The sequence below is a fragment of the Sulfitobacter sp. genome, from assembly GCF_036960155.1.
Taxonomy (GTDB): Bacteria; Pseudomonadota; Alphaproteobacteria; order Rhodobacterales; family Rhodobacteraceae; genus Sulfitobacter.
Genome location: NZ_JBALWB010000002.1, coordinates 410,518 through 428,740 on the forward strand (window position 1 = coordinate 410,518; position 18,223 = coordinate 428,740).

Here is an 18,223-nt window from a genome sequence, read left to right on the forward strand (position 1 = left end):
CGCGGTGTTGCTGCACAACGGCCTGCGCTATATTGTCCAGAGAGCTAAAGTTTACCTCTTTGCTAAAGAGAAACCGAGTTCTTTCACGAGTTGACCTTGACGAAGGTCCTATGCGCACTTCATTTAGGTGTAATTGAATTGACTTTAATGGAGGCCCAAATGGCTTTTGAACTTCCCGATCTTCCCTACGCCCACGACGCCCTAGCATCAAAAGGCATGAGCGCCGAGACGCTGGAGTTCCACCATGACAAGCACCACAACGCCTATGTCGTGAACGGCAACAAAGCGATTGAAGGCACCGAGTGGGCTGGCAAATCCCTCGAAGAAATCATCAAAGGCACTTACAACGCAACTTCGGTTGCGCAGAACGGTATCTTCAACAACATCAGCCAGCTCTGGAACCACAACCAGTTCTGGGAAATGATGGGCCCTAACGCATCCGCAATGCCGGGTGAGCTGGAAAAAGCACTCATCGAGAGCTTTGGTTCCGTCGACAAATTCAAAGACGAGTTCAAAGCAGCAGGCGCGGGCCAGTTCGGTTCCGGCTGGGCATGGCTTGTTAAAGACACAGATGGTGGCCTGAAGGTTACCAAAACTGAAAACGGCGTGAACCCTGTTTGCTTCGGTCAGACAACTCTGCTGGGCTGTGATGTTTGGGAGCACTCCTACTACATCGACTTCCGCAACGCGCGTCCTGGCTACCTCACAAACTTCCTTGATAACCTTGTGAACTGGGAAAACGTCGCATCCCGCATGTAAGCGGTCACGACCAGATTTAAAATTAGAAAGCCCCGCAGCATCGTGCTTGCGGGGCTTTTTTATTGGTTCTTTGGAAAGGGTGGTTTTAACCGAACTCAGTATTTATTGCCGCAAGAGCGGCATCAGCATCAGGCACCCATGTGAGGTAATTCAAAACGCTTTCATCTGCAAAGCCGCGGTCGCTCACATGGTTCATCAATTGCTTTAATGGATTCCAATATCCTTTTGTATTCACGATAAAAATTGGTTTCTCATGTAAGCCCAGCTGGCGCCACGTAAGCACCTCAAATAACTCATCCAGTGATCCGGCACCGCCGGGCAAAACAACCAGTGCATCACTGTTCATGAACATGACTTTCTTTCGTTCGTGCATGGTTTCAGTGACGATATAGGTGGTCAGGTCTGTCTTGCCGACTTCCCACGCGACAAGGTGCGCAGGGATCACGCCAAAGGTTTCACCACCAGCCTGTTGGGCCGCGCGCGCGACACTCCCCATCAGTCCAACATCGCCTGCGCCATACACCAAACGCCACCCGTTTGCGGCAATGCCCGCACCCATGGTTTCGGCATCTGTTGTAAAGGTGGGGTCGTCTCCTGGGCGCGAGCCACAGAACACACAGACGGATTTCATGGACATTGGGAACTCCTGCATCACTTTTAAGAATAATTCGTGGTCACGATTTGGTATTTTGACCCGTGATACCCTGTCCGCTACAAAGGCTCAACGCACACTAGACGTGGCGCAAAAAGGGAAGTTCTTAATGAGCAAGATGTTGGCAAGCCTTGGAGGCACCGCGGGCGCTGTTGTCGCGGGTGGCGGGATGGTCGTTGTCCTTGCCCTTGGGGCTTACATCGGTTTCGGCAGTGACCTGTCACCAGAGGCTGATCCTGTTGTTGCGGCCAGCACTCCTGCACAAGCACCACAGACCGTGGTAGCCGAAGTTGTGCCAAAGGATGAGGAGGCGATTGCTGTATCTCCTGAAACCACACTAGTCCCCCAAAAGCCAAGCTTTGACGAGCTGCGCAGAGAGACAGATGGCACAACCGTCATCGCAGGGCGGGCAGAGCCGTTAAGTGACGTAAAGATTATTGTGGACGGAGACGAGGTCGCCACCGCCAAGGCCGACAGTCAGGGTGGCTTTGCCGCGATTGCCGTTCTACCGCCTAAAGACACTGCACAAGTGGTGAGCCTGTCCTCTCAGGGGGCAGACGAGGGAGATGAGGAAGCAGCGTCTCTGGATGAGATCATCCTCGCGCCTACCAAAGCCCCAACTGTGACCGCAATGGCCGCTCCAGAACCGAGCGAAGCTGCGCCACAGGACACGCCGCTTGCCAAGGCAGAGCCCGAAGTTTCGGCAAGTGCGCCCGCCAATGAAACCGTTGCCAACGATGTGCCGATAAACGATGTGCCGGTAACTGAGACTGTTACCGCTGATGCGCCAGACACTGAGGGTGATGTTACTGTGGCCTCAGCCATTGAGAACAGCGAACCCGAGCCTGAACCCGCGCGTATAGCGGTTCTGAAATCCGATGAAACGGGTGTGCGCCTGCTTAACCCCGTTCAGCCCGAAGCAATGACAGCAATTGCATTGGATACCATTGGGTACTCGGATCTGGGTGACGTGCAACTAGCAGGGCGTGCACAGCCTGACACAGCAAGGGTACGGGTATATCTTGATAACCGTTCAGTCATCAGCTTGCCTGTTGATGCAGATGGCCGCTGGCGCGGTGATTTGCCGAATGTCGATGAGGGGGTGTATACCCTGCGTGTTGATGAGGTGAGTGTTGATGGGGATGTTAGCAGCCGCGTTGAAACACCGTTCAAACGCGAATCCGCTGAAGTGCTCGCAGAAGCATCCGCGTCAGATGGGCCAATAAAATCGATTACGGTCCAGACGGGTGCCACTCTTTGGGCGATTGCGCGCGATCGCTACGGCGAAGGAAACCTTTATCTGCGGGTGTTTGAGGCGAACGCGGATAGCATCCGTGATCCGGACCTGATTTATCCCGGTCAAGTGTTTGATCTTCCAAACTGAGGTGGTCCTTGGGTGATGGACACCCTATGTAGTAAGTTGACTGCATAGGATACCTCATGGCTGCCGATAGAACTGCCCCCCCAAAGAACATCAAATCACAAAACCCATCCGTAAAATCTGCGGTGACCGAAGAAGAGGTCGCTGCGGAACAAGAGCGCCAGTCGTCCTTGCGGGTGCTGCGTAAGGTTGCGCCCTATCTGTGGCCCAAAGACATGCCTTGGGTGCGGAAACGGGTTGTCTGGGCTTTGATTGCGCTGATCGTTTCCAAGATGGTTACCGTCGCTACACCGCTGTTTTACCGCGATGCAGTTGATGCGCTTGCGGGGGAGGGCATGCCGCTATTTGCGCTGAGCGCGATCGGCTTGACCGTCGCTTACGGGATGGCGCGCCTGATGGGTGTCGGGTTTCAGCAACTTCGGGACGCTATCTTTACCCGTGTAGCGCAACGCGCGCTGCGTATGCTGGCGCTTGAGACGTTTAATCACATTCACCGCCTCTCCATGCGGTATCACATCTCACGTAAAACAGGTGGGTTAAGTCGTATCATCGAACGGGGCGTTAAGGGCGTAGAATTCCTGCTGCGCTACCTGTTGTTTAGCATCGGCCCGTTGATCCTTGAGCTGTTGATGGTTGGTCTGATCCTGACATTCTTGTTTGATGTGACCTACCTGTTTGTGGTGGCCGTAACGATTGGCTTTTATGTTTGGTTCACGTTTGCCGTAACCGAATGGCGTGTGAAACTGCGCCGCCAGATGAATGATCAGGATACGGATGCCAACCAAAAGGCGATCGATAGTCTTTTGAATTATGAGACCGTGAAGTATTTTGGTGCCGAAGCTCGCGAAGCAGGCCGCTATGACGTCGCTATGGCAAGTTATGAAGAGCTGGCCGTGAAGACGAATTACTCATTGGCGTTCCTGAATTTTGGTCAATCTCTGATCATTACTTTTGGGCTGGTTGGGGTGATGGTTTTGGCGGCAGTCGGGGTGCAGAACGGCACGCTGACAGTCGGCGATTTTGTCATGATCAATGCCTACATGATCCAGATCACTGTGCCGCTAAATTTTCTGGGGACAGTTTACCGCGAAATCCGGCAAGCACTTGTGGATATGGGGCAGATGTTTGATTTGCTCGAACAGCCATCTGAGATCAACGATAAACCCGACGCGCCCGATTTGCAGGTGAGTGGGGGGCAGATCAAGCTTGAAAATGTGCGGTTTGGCTATAGCGAGGATCGCGAAATTCTCAAAGGGGTGAGTCTAACAGCGGAGCCGGGTGAGATGGTAGCGATTGTTGGATCAACCGGATCGGGTAAATCAACTGTCGGACGGTTGCTGTTCCGCTTTTACGATGTGAATGAGGGAAGCCTGACAATTGACGGGCAGGATGTGCGGGATGTGACGCAAAATTCGCTGCACCGCCAAATTGGGGTCGTCCCCCAAGATACAGTACTGTTCAACGACACCATCGGCTATAACATCGCCTATGGCCGAAATGGCGCAACACAAGCTGATGTGGAGGCTGCGGCCAAGGCGGCGCAAATCCACGACTTTATCGCCGCATTGCCAGAAGGGTATGATACTTCCGTTGGCGAACGAGGGTTGAAGCTATCGGGTGGTGAAAAGCAACGTGTTGGCATTGCGCGCACCTTGTTGAAAGATCCGCCAATTCTGTTGCTGGATGAGGCCACCAGCGCACTCGACAGTGAAACCGAACATGAGATTCAGGATGCATTGCGCCAAGCTGGCCGTGGGCGCACTGTGTTGACCATCGCGCACCGCCTAAGCACAATTGCCGAAGCAGACCGCATCATCGTTCTGGAAAAAGGCGAAGTGGTAGAGCAGGGGACCCATGACGATCTGTTGGCCCAAGAGGGGCGCTATGCACAGTTGTGGCATCGTCAGCAAGCCGAGGAATAACGCCTCAGGGTTGATCCCGTAGACAGGCCCGCCTAAAGGCGGACCTGACATGATGTTTTGAGTTGCGCCTGCCTTACCTGTAGTACGCTGGAGGATAAGGCAGAGCGCGGCGCAGCGTCACTCCGCCGCGATGGCTTTGCCTGTTAGCTTATCCAGCGCGCCTGTCATCATCTGGATGTACTTGGCCTCTTCGGGCAGCGCATGTGTTTGCGCTAGCGTGGAAGGGGCGTGATAGGTGACATGCACCACACCTTCACCATCTGCATAGGCCAGTACACGTAGGGGCAGATCAAGGCCCGCAGTTTGATTGTCTGTCATTGCGGGCGTGCCGAGTTTTGGGTTTCCAAAGATCAATAGCTGGGTTGGGCGCAGTTCCAGCTCGACCTTTTGGGCGCCCGCTGCGTGATCAATGCGGGCAAAAACGGTTGCGCCTGCTGCAGTAACTGCTGCTTCGAGGCGGTCCATTGTTTCGGCAACAGAGTGGGGGCTGGTTTTTGCGATCATCTCGGCGTGGGCAGGGGCGCTTGTTGCGGCGAACCCAAGAGAGAGAGCAGTTGTCAGGCTCATTAATTTGCGCAGCATTGATCGTTCCTTTTTGGTGGTTTGGGTCCACATAGCATAAGGCCCCCCGCAATCTATGCGAGAGGCCTTAAGTCACAAAGGAGTGTAACGGCGTTATTCTGCCGGAGTAGTAGAGGGATCATGGCGGCGGGGGTGATCTGGCATGTCATCCCCCCAGATCAATTCACCTGTGCCAGAGCGGCGGGCATCTCGGTTCAGCGCCCAGTCACGGGCAGCACGGCTTGCACGTCCCATCGACATCCGCGCCAGCAGCCGCGCAATCCATCCGACATAGGTTGTGGCCCAGACGCGAATGGCCAAAAGCGACGGTGTTACGATGAGTGTCAGAACGGTTGCGATTCCAAGGCCAAACACCACTGCCGTAGCCAGCTGTTTCCACCATAGCGCGGTTGGGCTGTCGATAGTGTAGCCACCGTCGGCAAAGTTAAGGGAGAGGCCAAACATCATAGGCGCAAGCCCTGCCATTGTTGTGATAGTGGTCAACAGAACAGGACGGATACGCGCCTGAGCGGTGCGAATGATCGCCTCGATCCTTGGCATGTACTGGCTGAATTCCTGATATGTATCGATCAAGATGATGTTGTTGTTCACAACAATCCCCGCGAGGGCAACGATGCCTGTCCCAGTCATGATGATCGAGAATGTTTGATCCATCACCAACATCCCAATAAGAACGCCAGTTGTGGACAGCACAACAGCAATCAGTACCAGAATAGAGTTATAGAAGGAGTTGAACTGAGCAAGCAGGATAATGAACATCAGACCCAAGGCTGCGGTAAACGCGGACTGTAGGAATGCGCCACTTTCGGCCTGATCCTCCTGATCGCCAGTCCACTCATAGGTGACGCCGTCGGGTAGGTCGGCGACCTCAACCCATTTGGTAATCTCAGCGATCCGTTCATTTGCATTGACTGGAACCAAACGCAGATCCAGTTGGTTATAGCTTTCTTGAAGGTCCATATCCTGCGCGGCGGCAGTGCGATCGGTCAACTTGAACATGGTTCCGTCAATTGATGTGAAATCAGCATCTTGGCCAGCAGGGCGCAATGTGGCGAAAGTTACCGCATTTGCAGCGTCTTCGCCCGGCTTGGTCGCGTTAACGATTTTCATCATACCCGGCGTCACGTCGGCTTTCACATCCATGTAACGTTTTTGGTCGATGCGGCTGATTTCGGCCAACTTAGGTACGGGGGTACGTGTGATAAAGTTAGACAATGGGATCAACCCGTCTGCTGTCCGAACCTTGAGTGTATCCAGCGTGGACAGCAGGCGGTCTTGCTCGGGCAGGCGAACGCGGATTTCAATCTCTTCATCCGAGCTATCTACTCGCATTGTGTCCAGCAGCAGGCCGCGCGTGACCAGTTGAACCATTGCGCCCACGCTGACAACGTCAGCACCGTATTGGCCGGCCTTCTCGACATCGACGTCGATTTGCCAATCAATGCCGGGCAGGGGGCGGGTGTCTTCGATTAAGGTGAGGCCAGGAACAGTTTCGAAATGGTCTCGGGCCATGGCTGTTGCAGCGACGAGGTCGACAAAACTGTCCGTTTTGAAACGCAAATGTACGGGTTTACCGGAGGCAGGGCCGCGATCAAGGGATAGTACCTCGATCCGGATGCCTGGGATGGCAGAAAGCTGTTCGGTTAATTCGGCGATGACAATGTCACCGTCCAACTCAGGTTGAAGTGCGCGGTCTTCCCATGGAATCGTTTCCAGTTGAACCTGCCCGATGAGGTCCTTGGGGGCTTGTGAGCCGCCTGTGTTGCTGTCCAAGCCACCTTCGCCTGCAAATGCAAATGCCGTTGCGATACCGGGGTGTTCCAGAACAACCTTTTCTGCCTGACGCAGCAGATCGTCCTTTTCATTCAGCGATAGGTTGCCACGGGCCAGAACATAAACGATCGCCTGTTCAGGTTCTGATTCCACAAAAAACTCAACCCCTTTGGAGTTGTTGCTAAAGAAGATGAGGGTGGTGCCGACAAATACAAACACAATGCCGCACATGACCAGCGGCATCACAGGGTTGCCTGCAATGGCCTCAATGACGCGCCCAAAAGCAGAACGCTGATAGCCTGCATAGATGCGATCGGGTTGCTTGCGAAATAGACGCGACGCAAGCCAACGGCCTACTTTGCCCATGCGTGTCAGCACTGCGAACAGCGTCAGCAGGAACAGCATGAAGCCGCCAAGAGCGACCAACAGCACTGCAACGGCAACTAAAACAAGGCCGAATACTTTGACGAAGGTTGGGATGACCGAAGTCAGCAGGTCTAGCCCATCCATGGCGTCAAATTGCATCCCAATCCATGCGAACAGTGGGGCGCTGGCACCCGTAGCTGGAGGCGCAAGTAGGGACATTGCAGGAAAGATCATCACAAATGCTGCAGGGAACAGCAAAATATGCAGGTACCACGGCAGGGTTGCGATGCGCTCCATGTTCGCGGCCATCCACTGCTCAAGACGCCCCGTTACACCACCCATTACAGGCAGGTACACCAAGGCGACAACCAAAGATGCTGAAAGAACAAAGATCAGGGTAACGGGCAACATGCCCATAAACTGTCCCGGTACGCCGGGCCAAAACAACATGGGCAAGAAGGCGCACAGCGTGGTGGCAGTAGACGAAATCACAGGCCAGAACATCCGCTTGGCGGCCTCTACATAGGCCTGCATTGGGCCGCTGCCTTTTTGTTGTTGTTGGTCAGCGTATTCGACAACAACAATTGCGCTATCCACCAACATACCAACGGCCAAAATGAGGCCGAACATAACGATGTTGGAAATCGAAATTCCCATCAGCGCGAGAAAGGCAAAACACAACAAGAAGGACGTCGGGATCGCAAAACCTACCAACAGGGCGGCACGAATGCCAAGTGCGGCAAGCACAACAATCATCACCAGCGCAATCGCCGTGAAAACAGAACCAAGCAGCTGTTGCACCATACTGTCCACAACGCGGCTTTGATCGTTAGAAGTGCCTACTTCGACAGCTGTCTTGAGTTCTTCAGGCCACTGCTCACTGCGTATGGCAACCAGTTCTTTAACGGCAGAGGCTGTCTCAATCAGGTTAAAGCCTTTGCGTTTAACGACCTGTAGCGCCACAGAGGCTTCGCCGTCAAACCGGGACGTGCCTAAACGGTCCTCAAACGTTAGATGGATTTGCGCCAGATCGCCCAAGGTAACAACGCGGTTGCCATTGGTCTTTACGGGCAGGTCATAAACGTCTTTTGGTTCGTCAAAACTGGAAGGGATTTTCACCGAGAAAGTGCCATTCTGGGTTTCGACTTCGCCGGCCGCGATCAACTGGTTGTTGTTCTGAACCGTCTGGATCAATTCGTTTGCGGTGACGTCGTAAGCTTCCAGCTTTAGCGGATCGATCAGCACTTCGAGCATCTCGTCGCGGTTGCCTGCAATGCCTGCCTCTAGGACAGCATCCAGCCCCTCAAGGTCGTCTTGCAGTTGCTTGGCATACCGCGCCATTGTCCGCTCTGGGACAGGGCCCGTCATGTTTACAATAATGATCGGGAATTCGGAAAAGTTGATTTCGTTGATCGTATAGGTCTCAGCCCCTTCAGGGAACAGCGCCTCGGCGGTGCCCATGGCGTCGCGGACATCCGCAATGATCGATGTCTTATCCCAGCCGAATTCAAATTCCAGCGCCAAGCCAGCATAGTTTTCTGCCGCTGTGCCTGTCATGGTTTTCAAACCATCCATGTCGCTCAGCTCGGTTTCCATCGGTTTAAGCAACAGAGTTTCTGCATCTGCTGCTGAAATGCCGGGGAAGGGGACTGAAACAAACAGCGCCGGAATCTCAATGTCCGGCTCACCCTCTTTGGGAAGGGTGGTGTACGCATAAGCGCCAACAATTAGGCTGAGCAGGATAAACGCTAGTACCATGCGGGCGCGGGAAGCGGCCCAATCGACAATACCTGTCATTGTGACACCTCACGTTGCGTGGGTGCAACTTCGACACCCTCAATCACGTATTCCTGCCCAACAACGATCACGTTCGCTTTTTCCGGTAGTCCGGTTACCCAAACGCCCTCGGCAGTGTCACGCACCAGTTCAACAGCAACGAAATCAACGATATTGTTGGCATCCACCAGCCGCAGCCCCAATGTACCTTCGTCATTCAACGTAAGTGCGCTTTGTGGTGCCAGATGGGCATTTGCGCCATCCGAGGCGATCAAGATTTCGGCTGTTTGTCCGTCGCGGATTTTAAGATCAGGGTTTGGAACTTCGATTTCCACAAGGAATGTACGGGTTGAAGGATCAGCCGAGCGGGACAGGAAAGTCACATTACCTTGAACCTGAACGTTTCCGGCGGCCAACCGCGCGCCAGCTAACGCGCCAACGTGAACGCGGTTTACATCCGTTTCAGGGACAAAGCCCACCAGTTTAACCGGATCAAGCTGAATGATGGTACCGCAAAGAGCACCCGCCTGAAGCAAAGAGCCAAGCTCGGCTGTGTCGCTTTCTAGCAGGCCACTAAATGGGGCTTTGATGATCAGGCGATCCAGTTCGGTTTCTGAAATGGCGACTTCCGCTTGGGCAGCTTCAATGCCAGAACGGGCTGCACGCAAACCTGACTGTGCTGAGCTAACGGAGGCCTCTGCCGCCGCAACTGCAGCATCTGCACTTGCCAGACGGGTTGTGGAGGCAAAGCCGTCAGCATTCAAACGAGAAGAGGCGTTCTGGTTGATCTTGGCTTCTTCAAGCTTTGCGCGGGCTTCTTCGACACGGGCCTCAGATTCGGGAACGCGTGATTCTGCTTCGGACAGTTGAGCGCGGTACTGCGCCATCGTCGCTTGCCGGGTGCCCTCATCAAGGCGGCACATGATTTGCCCTTTTTCGATCTGCGTCCCTTTGCGCAATGGTTCGGAGACAACAATCGCTGTCGTTTCAGCGCGTACATCTACCTGACGGGCTGCTGCGGTTTGGCCGCGCAGCAACACTGCACCATCGATGTTTTGGGCCGTCAGCAGCTGAGTAACAACTTTAACACGCGTGTCAGCAACAACTTCGGCCGCATTTGCGTCTTCCTCAGGATCGGGTCCTGGGGCGGCTTCTGACGCATCAACGCCAAAGAAAGAAAGGAGTGTAGGGCGCTCAATAATCGCCATATACAATATTACAGCAAAGAGAGCTGCGGCCAGAACAGGAAAGATGCGCATATAGTGCCTCGTCGAATGTGGGGACGGCCGCGTCTCTCCGGAAATAGGAGCGCCAGCTGATCTTTTCGTCTATGTAGGGCATCTAAAGTGAACTGCCCAGTTCAGAATGAACATTTTTCTTAACTTTGGGTCAAGCAAGGCGACCTTCAAGGGGGAGCGTAAAAAATGTGTAGTATGCTTGGCCCTTGGCTTGGTCCTGTCGCTCGGTTATGAGGGGCAAAACCGATTAGGCAAAGGCAAGAGCCAGATGAGCGATAGCGACGGATTTATTGAAGAAGTCACCGAAGAGTTACGCCGCGACCAGATGTTGGCAAAACTCAAACGGTATGGCTGGATTGCGGTACTGGCTGTGCTGCTAATTGTGGGCGGTGCTGCTTTTTCAGAGTACCGCAAATCACAGGTGCGCGCGCAAGCGGAAGCCTTGGGTGATGCGATGCTAGGCGCGCTCGAGAGCGACGAGGCTGCGGAACGTGTTGCCGCGCTGGAAGCTGTAGAAACATCAGAGCCACAAGCCGCAGCTGTGTTGGCCATGCTCACCGCATCTGAGCAATTAGCCGCCGAAGACCTTGAGGGTGCAGTAAGCAACCTAGAGGCGGTGGCGACCAATGGCGATATTCCGCAAATCTATCGCCAGATTGCACAGTTTAAGGCATTGACGCTTCAGGCTGAAACCATGGATGCGAATACACGCAAGCAGGGCTTTGAGGCGTTGGGCGCAGCGGGCGGAAGCCTACGTTTGATGGCGCAGGAGCAATTGGCACTGATTTCAATCCAAGAAGGTGATGTTGAGGGCGCAATTGCGACCTATCAAGGCATCCTCAGCGATGCGCAGGTCACACCAGACTTGCAACAGCGTGCATTGCAGGTGATTGTAGCCTTGGGTGGGGAACCCGAATTGAGCGGTGCCCCGATAGACGAAAATAACGGATAAGGATGCAGCCGCTCGGCTCCACGTAGATGGACCAATGGGCAAGGCGCAGACCAGAGTGAGCAGGCAATGACAGATTTGAGTTTTCCTTTGCACCGCAAGCGCACAGTTGCGCCACGTGCTATGATGCTTGGGCTACTGGGGGCCGCGGCCTTTTTGACAGCTTGCGCAGAACCTGACGCAATCCTTCAAGGACAGCGTGAAAACATACGTTCAGTTCTGCAGAACCAACCTGAACCAAACGACGGCCCAGCGGCATTTGTCGCCAATCAGACACGCGCTATATCGCTGCCTGCGGCGCGGGTAAACGCTGACTGGCCACAAACCACGGGTCATACGGCAACCCGCACAAGCAATGCTGCATTAGGCGGATCGTTGAGTCTGCAGTGGGCTGCAAAGATTGGCGAAGGCGACAGCCGGAAACACCGTATTACCGCCGTACCTGTTGTTGCGGACGGCCGAATCTTTACGCTGGATGCACAATCTGTTGTGACGGCAACTGCCACGTCAGGCGCGCCATTATGGCAGATTGATCTACGCCCAGCACGTGATCAGGCTGGTGACGCAACAGGCGGCGGTCTCGTGGTGTCTGGTGACACGGTTTATATCTCTATTGGTTTTGGCGTTCTTGCCGCAGTTGATAGCAGCAATGGAGCCGTGCGCTGGACACAACAATTAGACGCAAGCGGTTCTGGTACGCCAACGGTTTCTGGCGATCTGGTGTATGTTACAGCAGGGGATAACACAGGCTGGGCTGTGAATCGCAGCGATGGCACCGTTGAATGGCAGATCGGCGCTTCTACGGATACGAGCAACATATTAGGTGCCCCAGCACCTGCACTTACGGATGATTTGGCGATTTTTGCCTTTGGATCCGGCGAAGTGCAGGCGGTTTTCCGCCGTGGCGGTCTCAACCGTTGGGATGCGTCTATTTTGGGTAAACGCAATGGTCGTGCGCTCAGCAATATTTCTGACGTGACCGCAGCACCCGTGGTGTCTGGTGATCGCGTGTTTATTGGCAACCAATCTGGTCGTATTGCTGCGCTGGATGTAAGCTCTGGTGCGCGCATCTGGACTGCGCGTGACGGCGCAATTGGTCCGGTTTGGCCCGTAGGGGACAGCGTGTTTGCGCTGAGCGACCTAAACGAGCTTTTGCGTCTTGATGCGGCAGATGGCTCAAAAATCTGGAGCGTTGAGCTGCCGAATTTTGTAAAACGTAAACCCAAAAAGCAAAGCCGTGTTGTTCCGCATCACGGGCCTATCGTTGCTGGCGGTCGTGTTATCGTCGCCTCTGGTGATGGTTTGCTGCGCAGCTACGATCCTACAAATGGTGCACTTGTTGCTTCTGTCGAAATCCCTGGTGGCGCTACAACGGCACCTGTGGTGGCAGGGCAAACACTGTATGTTGTGTCTTCATCGGGTCAATTGCTAGCCTACCGTTAAGGCGTATCACTGACAGGGCTTTCGCAGGGCGGCTGTTTGCGCTATGGCGCGTGTCTAACACTGCTTTCGGAGCATCCTAATGTCTTTCACCCTCGCTATTGTGGGCCGCCCAAATGTGGGCAAATCCACGCTGTTCAACCGTCTAGTAGGCAAGCGCCTAGCGTTGGTTGATGACCAGCCCGGCGTCACGCGCGATTTGCGTGAAGGGGCGGCACGGCTTGCTGACCTGCGTTTTACCGTGATTGATACGGCCGGTTTGGAAGAAGTCACTGATGACAGCCTTCAGGGGCGCATGCGCCGCCTGACGGAACGCGCTGTTGATATGGCAGATATCTGTCTGTTTATGATCGATGCGCGTGTTGGGGTTACCCCAACTGATTTGGTGTTTGCGGACATTCTGCGCAAACGTTCGGCGCATGTGATTCTTGCGGCCAATAAGGCCGAAGGCAATGCTGCCGAGGCCGGCGTTCTTGAAGCTTATTCTTTGGGCCTAGGCGAACCTGTGCGTCTTTCCGCTGAACATGGTGAAGGTTTTCCAGATCTCTATTCCATTCTGATGCCGCTGGCGGATCAGTTTGCCGAAACTGCAAAAGACGATACGCCCGAAGTTGACGTTGACGTAAGTGACGACGACGAGGAGGAAAACGCAGTACGCGTCCCGACGCGTAAATACCCGATGCAGGTTGCAGTTGTTGGCCGCCCGAATGCGGGTAAATCAACGCTGATCAACCAGATCCTAAAAGAAGACCGCCTGCTGACAGGTCCTGAAGCGGGAATCACCCGCGATGCGATCTCACTCATTACTGAGTGGGAAGGCGTGCCGATGCGTATCTTTGATACGGCTGGCATGCGCAAAAAGGCCAAGATTCAAGAAAAACTTGAAAAACTCAGCGTCAGCGACGGCCTGCGTGCGGTTAAGTTCGCCGAAGTTGTTGTTGTTCTGCTGGATGCAGAAATCCCTTTTGAACAACAAGATTTGCGGATCGCTGATCTGGCCGAGCGCGAAGGCCGCGCAGTGGTTGTTGCTGTCAACAAATGGGACGTCGAAGAAAACCGTCAGGAAAAGCTGAAGGAACTCAAAGAGAGTTTTGAGCGACTGTTGCCGCAGTTGCGCGGCGCACCGCTGATTACTGTGTCGGCAAAAACGGGCAGGGGGCTAGACCGCCTGCACGAAGCGATCATGCGTGCCTATGAAATGTGGAATCGTCGCGTCACCACAGCCCAGCTGAACCGTTGGCTTGCTGGCATGTTGGAGGCGCACCCGCCCCCCGCACCGCAGGGCAAACGCATCAAGATGCGCTATATGACACAGGCTAAAACACGCCCGCCCGGTTTTGTTGTAATGTGTAGCCACCCGGAAAAAGTTCCGGAAAGCTATAGCCGCTATCTGGTGAATGGCTTGCGTGTTGATTTTGACATGCCCGGCACGCCAATCCGTTTGTGGATGCGTGGCCAGTCTGATGCCAACCCCTACAAGGGGCGCAAAAAGAACGCACCGTCCAAACTGCGTAAACACACAGACGGACGGCGCAAAGATCAGAAAACTGGTAAAAATATCTAACGTTTATGGCGCGCTCAGGATTGGGCGCGCCATGCTTTGAATGTGGGCATGACCAACGCCAATGCGCCACCTGCTGCCAGGGCAGAAACCGTGCTGTTTACCCCAAGGTTTTGCACAACCACTGCCACCAGCGCCCAAATCACCCCGATCCCATAACTAGGCGCGCGGCCAAGCTGGCTTTGAATGGCTGAGGCCATGACCAGCGCAAGGAACAGTGCGGCCAATGCTGCCGTTGTTTCATCCAGGTATCCGTATCCCGCCGCCAACAATCCCAGTGAAACGCAAGATGCTGCACTAAGCCATCCGGCGTATAGGCCCAGTGGCAATGCAGCAAACCAGCGATCTTGGGTTGGGCTGCGAAATAGGGCGATCAGGGCACTGATCAACATGATCCAGATCAGGATTGCCGCCCAAACAGGGCTTTTTAGCGCGACAGCCAGCCAGATTGTACCCACAGCAAGTGACGGGATCAGTGCAATCCTCATCGGGTGCCACAGCGCATCGTCGCGCCGTTTCCACAGGCCAAAACCCGTGCCGATGATGAGCCAAAGATAGATCACACCCCAAATCGCAAATGCATAACCTGCGGGCTGAACGGGGGGATCAATTTGGGGGATTGGAAATTGATCAGGGTCAAAACCACCAAAATCACTCACCAGAAAGGGAGACAGTGCGAAAAGCACTGCAAGAATAAACACAACTAGGGCCGTTAGGGTACGTGACATGGGGGTCTTTCTGGTTGAAGCTGCGGTTCGCTAATAGAGTTATAGCACAAAGGAATTTTGCCAATGGCACGGATCGCTATTTTTTGCGACGGAACGTGGAATAGCCCCACAATGACGCAGCCAACCCATGTTGTGCGCCTGTTTAACAAAACGCGCAGCACCAATGCCCAGCACACCCACTATTTTGAGGGTGTAGGAACTGGGGCCAACGAGGCTGGTTTTTTCAGCAAGACGTTGATGAAAATTGGAGGAGGGGCGTTTGGCTGGGGTTTGAATGAAAACATCAAGCAGGCCTACGCCGCGCTGTGTGAGCAATATGAGGCCGGAGATGAAATTTTTATCTTTGGTTTTTCAAGGGGTGCTTATACCGCGCGTTCCTTGGCTGGCATGATCCGCAAATGCGGGATTGTTGAAAACCCCACAGCTGATGCCTTGTCGGACGCCTTTAAGCTGTACCGCAAACCGGGACCCGAAAACCATCCAGACGCGCTGCATGTGTTAAAGGCACGGCGCAAGCTGTCTCCGCGATTTGCGACTTCACAGGCTGATCTGGAGTGGCGGGCCGTGACCCCGTGGCGAGGGCAACCTGCGCAAATGCACAAGGTTGATATCGCCTATCTAGGGATTTGGGATACAGTTGGGTCGCTTGGCATTCCTACATCTTTGTTGGGACCTGTCGCGCATCTGTGGAACAAGAAATACCGTTTTCACGACACGATGCTGAGTTCGATGGTGAAATCTGCCCGTCATGCAGTAGCCTTGGATGAGCGGCGCGTGTTTTACCGCCCCGCGCTGTGGGACAATCTTGAGGCATCGCGCGACAGCAAGGGGCTGAACGGTGGCAACAGGACTGATAACCGGCCTTATCAACAGGTCTGGTTTACCGGAACGCACGCAATTGTTGGTGGCTCAGCCCAAAAGGCGCGCGCGCTGACGGGACAGTCATTGCAATGGGTTGCACAGGGGGCAAAAGACGCTGGGCTGGAAATCGATATGGCTAATCTGCTGGATCGCGCGCTCAACCCAATGGCAGACAGCCATTCGCTGAGCCAACCGCCGTGGCTATACACCGTTGCGGGCAATTTGCTGAAATGGCGCAAAGGGCCGGGGCATCCCGTTGATCTGCATCCAAGTGCGGAAAAACGAATTACGGGCCGACGGGATTATCGCCCGCGCTCGCTTAAAAATCTGAGACCGGAATTGTTTGGCGATGCCCCGATTGCAAAGCCACCACGCGAAAGGCAAGAGCCGGGGCGTTAAGCCCCGACTTTCGTTATTTTAGCATGCCATCCAATGTCAGCGTGGTCTTGCCGCCCAAATAGGGCGCAAGAACAGCTGGCAGTGTGACGGTGCCGTCTTCCTGCTGGCCATTTTCCAACACGGCAATCAGGCAGCGCCCAACAGCAAGGCCAGACCCGTTGAGGGTGTGCACAAACTGCGGCTTGCCGCCGCCTTCGGGCTTGAACCGCGCATTCATGCGGCGGGCCTGAAAATCACCTGTGGTCGAAACCGAGCTGATCTCGCGGTAGGCATTTTGCCCGGGCAGCCATGCCTCGATGTCAAATGTACGACGTGCGCCAAACCCGATGTCGCCGGTGCACAACAGGACCGTGCGGTAGGGGATGCCGAGCGCCTCAAGGATGCCCTCAGCGCAGCGCAACATACGCTTTTGCTCGGCGTCTGATTTTTCGGGCAAGGTGATGGAAACCATCTCGACCTTTTCAAACTGGTGCTGACGCAACATGCCTGACGTGTCACGGCCCGCGCTGCCTGCTTCTGAGCGAAAGCAAAGCGTGTGCGATGTCATTCGGCGGGGCAGGTCAGCCGCATCCAATGTGTCACCCGCAACCGTGTAGGTCAGCGGTACTTCGGATGTTGGAACCAGCCACATGCCCTCAGTTGTCTGATAGCTGTCGTCGCCAAATTTCGGTAGCTTATCAGTGCCATACATGGCCTCATCACGCACCAGTACGGGACAGTTTACCTCGGTCAGGCCATTCTCATCGACATGTGTGTCGAGCATAAACTGCGCCAAGGCACGGTGAACCCGTGCTACGCCACGTTTGAGCATGACAAACCGCGCGCCAGATGTTTTGGCGGCCGTTTCAAAGTCCATGGAGGCGGCAACGCTATCCAGATCAAAGTGCTCACGCGGGGTAAACGCGAAAGTTGGGACATCGCCCCAGCGCTTTACTTCGACATTGTCGGCCTCATCTGCGCCCTCGGGCACATCATCGGCAACGATGTTGGGGATACGGGCCAGAACATCCGTTAGCTTTGCGTCCAGCTCTTTGGCCTCAGTTTGCATTGCGGCAATTTCGGCTTTCTTTTCAGATACCAACGCGCGCAGGCGTTCAAACTCGGCGTCGTCGCCTTTGGCCTTTGCGGCACCTACCTGTTTCGAGGCGGCGTTCTGATCAGCTTGTGCTACCTCGGCTGCTTGAATCTTTGCACGGCGTGCCGTGTCGAGCTCAAGGATCGAGGACGACAGGGCTGCGTCTCCGCGCCGCGCCAAAGCGGCGTCAAAAGCATCGGGATTTTCGCGTATCGCACGAATGTCATGCATCTGTCTGTCCTTCGTTGAGTGAATCGTGTGCGCCGCGTTATGGCCCATTATTTCACTGTAGAATAGAGGGGGGAGAAGAGAGGTGTGTAAACTTCGTCAATTCGCCTGTTTTGAGGGGGCCTGTACCTTGCAAACCCTCGGTGCCGCGCATAGGTTCTGGCCAACTTCGAACACAAGGGGCGCGTCCCCTAATTAGCCGCATAAAAGGACTACTCCATGTCAAGCATTCAGCAATTCGTTCCATTGATCCTCATATTCGGGATCATGTATTTTCTGCTAATCCGCCCACAGCAGAAAAAGCTGAAGGATCACCAAGCGATGGTAAAAGCACTGCGTCGCGGTGATCAGGTTGTCACCCAAGGTGGCATCGTTGGTAAAGTTGTTAAGGTTAAAGAAGATGGCGAAGTTGAGATTGAGATCGCTGACGGCGTTAAGGTGCGTGTGATCCAAAGCACAATCGCAAACGTGATCAACAAGACCGAACCTGCCAAGTAACTCTCTCACCACGACAATACAGAAAGCGGGCGGCT

The 18,223-nt window shown here is 54.5% G+C and carries 14 protein-coding genes; 8 read left to right on the forward strand and 6 right to left on the reverse strand.

Going from position 1 to position 18,223, the window contains the following annotated elements:
• Positions 1 to 159 precede the first annotated feature (159 nt).
• Entirely contained in the window at positions 160 to 759 is a 600-nt protein-coding gene (locus V7775_RS08545) for a superoxide dismutase (protein ID WP_335751465.1), read from the forward strand.
• Positions 760 to 844: 85 nt separating this feature from the next.
• Here V7775_RS08545 and V7775_RS08550 read toward each other — a convergent pair whose 3' ends face one another.
• The gene (locus V7775_RS08550) at positions 845 to 1,396 is read right to left on the reverse strand and encodes a TIGR00730 family Rossman fold protein (RefSeq protein WP_335751466.1); all 552 of its coding nucleotides are present in this window, start codon (positions 1,394 to 1,396) and stop codon (positions 845 to 847) included.
• 124 nt (positions 1,397 to 1,520) lie between these two features.
• Here V7775_RS08550 and V7775_RS08555 point away from each other — a divergent pair, with 124 nt between their 5' ends.
• A complete protein-coding gene (locus tag V7775_RS08555) occupies positions 1,521 to 2,795 on the forward strand; it encodes a LysM peptidoglycan-binding domain-containing protein (protein ID WP_335751467.1) in 1,275 nt (424 codons plus the stop codon).
• Between the two features lie 56 nt (positions 2,796 to 2,851).
• Positions 2,852 to 4,714: an ABCB family ABC transporter ATP-binding protein/permease gene (locus V7775_RS08560; protein ID WP_335751468.1), complete on the forward strand. Its 1,863-nt coding sequence runs from the start codon at positions 2,852 to 2,854 to the stop codon at positions 4,712 to 4,714.
• A gap of 117 nt (positions 4,715 to 4,831) precedes the next feature.
• Here V7775_RS08560 and V7775_RS08565 read toward each other — a convergent pair whose 3' ends face one another.
• The 3 genes from V7775_RS08565 to V7775_RS08575 form a co-directional block, all read right to left on the reverse strand.
• Positions 4,832 to 5,296 (reverse strand): DUF302 domain-containing protein, encoded by a 465-nt coding sequence (locus V7775_RS08565; protein ID WP_335751469.1) that lies wholly within the window; start codon positions 5,294 to 5,296, stop codon positions 4,832 to 4,834.
• A gap of 93 nt (positions 5,297 to 5,389) precedes the next feature.
• Positions 5,390 to 9,232 (reverse strand): efflux RND transporter permease subunit, encoded by a 3,843-nt coding sequence (locus V7775_RS08570; RefSeq protein ID WP_335751470.1) that lies wholly within the window; start codon positions 9,230 to 9,232, stop codon positions 5,390 to 5,392.
• Positions 9,229 to 10,470 (reverse strand): efflux RND transporter periplasmic adaptor subunit, encoded by a 1,242-nt coding sequence (locus V7775_RS08575; protein ID WP_335751471.1) that lies wholly within the window; start codon positions 10,468 to 10,470, stop codon positions 9,229 to 9,231. Before V7775_RS08575 ends, V7775_RS08570 begins: the two co-directional genes overlap by 4 nt.
• A gap of 247 nt (positions 10,471 to 10,717) precedes the next feature.
• Here V7775_RS08575 and V7775_RS08580 point away from each other — a divergent pair, with 247 nt between their 5' ends.
• The 3 genes from V7775_RS08580 to der all read left to right on the forward strand — a co-directional run bounded on the left by V7775_RS08580 (position 10,718) and on the right by der (position 14,402).
• Positions 10,718 to 11,401 (forward strand): hypothetical protein, encoded by a 684-nt coding sequence (locus tag V7775_RS08580; RefSeq protein WP_335751472.1) that lies wholly within the window; start codon positions 10,718 to 10,720, stop codon positions 11,399 to 11,401.
• Between the two features lie 66 nt (positions 11,402 to 11,467).
• Positions 11,468 to 12,841, forward strand: coding sequence for a PQQ-like beta-propeller repeat protein (locus V7775_RS08585; RefSeq protein ID WP_335751473.1), 1,374 nt, complete (start codon positions 11,468 to 11,470; stop codon positions 12,839 to 12,841).
• Positions 12,842 to 12,920: 79 nt separating this feature from the next.
• Entirely contained in the window at positions 12,921 to 14,402 is a 1,482-nt protein-coding gene (gene der, locus V7775_RS08590) for a ribosome biogenesis GTPase Der (RefSeq protein WP_335751474.1), read from the forward strand.
• A 14-nt stretch (positions 14,403 to 14,416) separates the two neighbouring features.
• On the opposite strand, the gene V7775_RS08595 is transcribed toward der, so the two are convergent.
• Complete coding sequence (locus V7775_RS08595) at positions 14,417 to 15,127, reverse strand: hypothetical protein (protein WP_335751475.1); 711 nt, start codon at positions 15,125 to 15,127, stop codon at positions 14,417 to 14,419.
• 63 nt (positions 15,128 to 15,190) lie between these two features.
• Between V7775_RS08595 and V7775_RS08600 the strand changes: the two genes are divergently transcribed.
• Positions 15,191 to 16,387: a DUF2235 domain-containing protein gene (locus V7775_RS08600; protein ID WP_335751476.1), complete on the forward strand. Its 1,197-nt coding sequence runs from the start codon at positions 15,191 to 15,193 to the stop codon at positions 16,385 to 16,387.
• Between the two features lie 13 nt (positions 16,388 to 16,400).
• On the opposite strand, the gene serS is transcribed toward V7775_RS08600, so the two are convergent.
• A complete protein-coding gene (gene serS, locus V7775_RS08605) occupies positions 16,401 to 17,693 on the reverse strand; it encodes a serine--tRNA ligase (protein ID WP_335751477.1) in 1,293 nt (430 codons plus the stop codon).
• A gap of 216 nt (positions 17,694 to 17,909) precedes the next feature.
• Between serS and yajC the strand changes: the two genes are divergently transcribed.
• A complete protein-coding gene (gene yajC / locus V7775_RS08610; protein ID WP_335751478.1) occupies positions 17,910 to 18,188 on the forward strand; it encodes a preprotein translocase subunit YajC in 279 nt (92 codons plus the stop codon).
• Positions 18,189 to 18,223: the final 35 nt, after the last annotated feature.

What these genes read in the sequence shown, in the direction of transcription:
- V7775_RS08600 (WP_335751476.1), top strand. Translation starts at nt 15,191, where the DNA reads ATGGCACGGATCGCTATTTTTTGCGACGGAACGTGGAATAGCCCCACA.
- V7775_RS08565 (WP_335751469.1), bottom strand. Translation starts at nt 5,296, where the DNA reads ATGCTGCGCAAATTAATGAGCCTGACAACTGCTCTCTCTCTTGGGTTC.
- V7775_RS08550 (WP_335751466.1), bottom strand. Translation starts at nt 1,396, where the DNA reads ATGTCCATGAAATCCGTCTGTGTGTTCTGTGGCTCGCGCCCAGGAGAC.
- V7775_RS08545 (WP_335751465.1), top strand. Translation starts at nt 160, where the DNA reads ATGGCTTTTGAACTTCCCGATCTTCCCTACGCCCACGACGCCCTAGCA.
- V7775_RS08595 (WP_335751475.1), bottom strand. Translation starts at nt 15,127, where the DNA reads ATGTCACGTACCCTAACGGCCCTAGTTGTGTTTATTCTTGCAGTGCTT.
- serS (WP_335751477.1), bottom strand. Translation starts at nt 17,693, where the DNA reads ATGCATGACATTCGTGCGATACGCGAAAATCCCGATGCTTTTGACGCC.
- V7775_RS08555 (WP_335751467.1), top strand. Translation starts at nt 1,521, where the DNA reads ATGAGCAAGATGTTGGCAAGCCTTGGAGGCACCGCGGGCGCTGTTGTC.
- yajC (WP_335751478.1), top strand. Translation starts at nt 17,910, where the DNA reads ATGTCAAGCATTCAGCAATTCGTTCCATTGATCCTCATATTCGGGATC.
- V7775_RS08580 (WP_335751472.1), top strand. Translation starts at nt 10,718, where the DNA reads ATGAGCGATAGCGACGGATTTATTGAAGAAGTCACCGAAGAGTTACGC.
- der (WP_335751474.1), top strand. Translation starts at nt 12,921, where the DNA reads ATGTCTTTCACCCTCGCTATTGTGGGCCGCCCAAATGTGGGCAAATCC.
- V7775_RS08575 (WP_335751471.1), bottom strand. Translation starts at nt 10,470, where the DNA reads ATGCGCATCTTTCCTGTTCTGGCCGCAGCTCTCTTTGCTGTAATATTG.
- V7775_RS08560 (WP_335751468.1), top strand. Translation starts at nt 2,852, where the DNA reads ATGGCTGCCGATAGAACTGCCCCCCCAAAGAACATCAAATCACAAAAC.
- V7775_RS08570 (WP_335751470.1), bottom strand. Translation starts at nt 9,232, where the DNA reads ATGACAGGTATTGTCGATTGGGCCGCTTCCCGCGCCCGCATGGTACTA.
- V7775_RS08585 (WP_335751473.1), top strand. Translation starts at nt 11,468, where the DNA reads ATGACAGATTTGAGTTTTCCTTTGCACCGCAAGCGCACAGTTGCGCCA.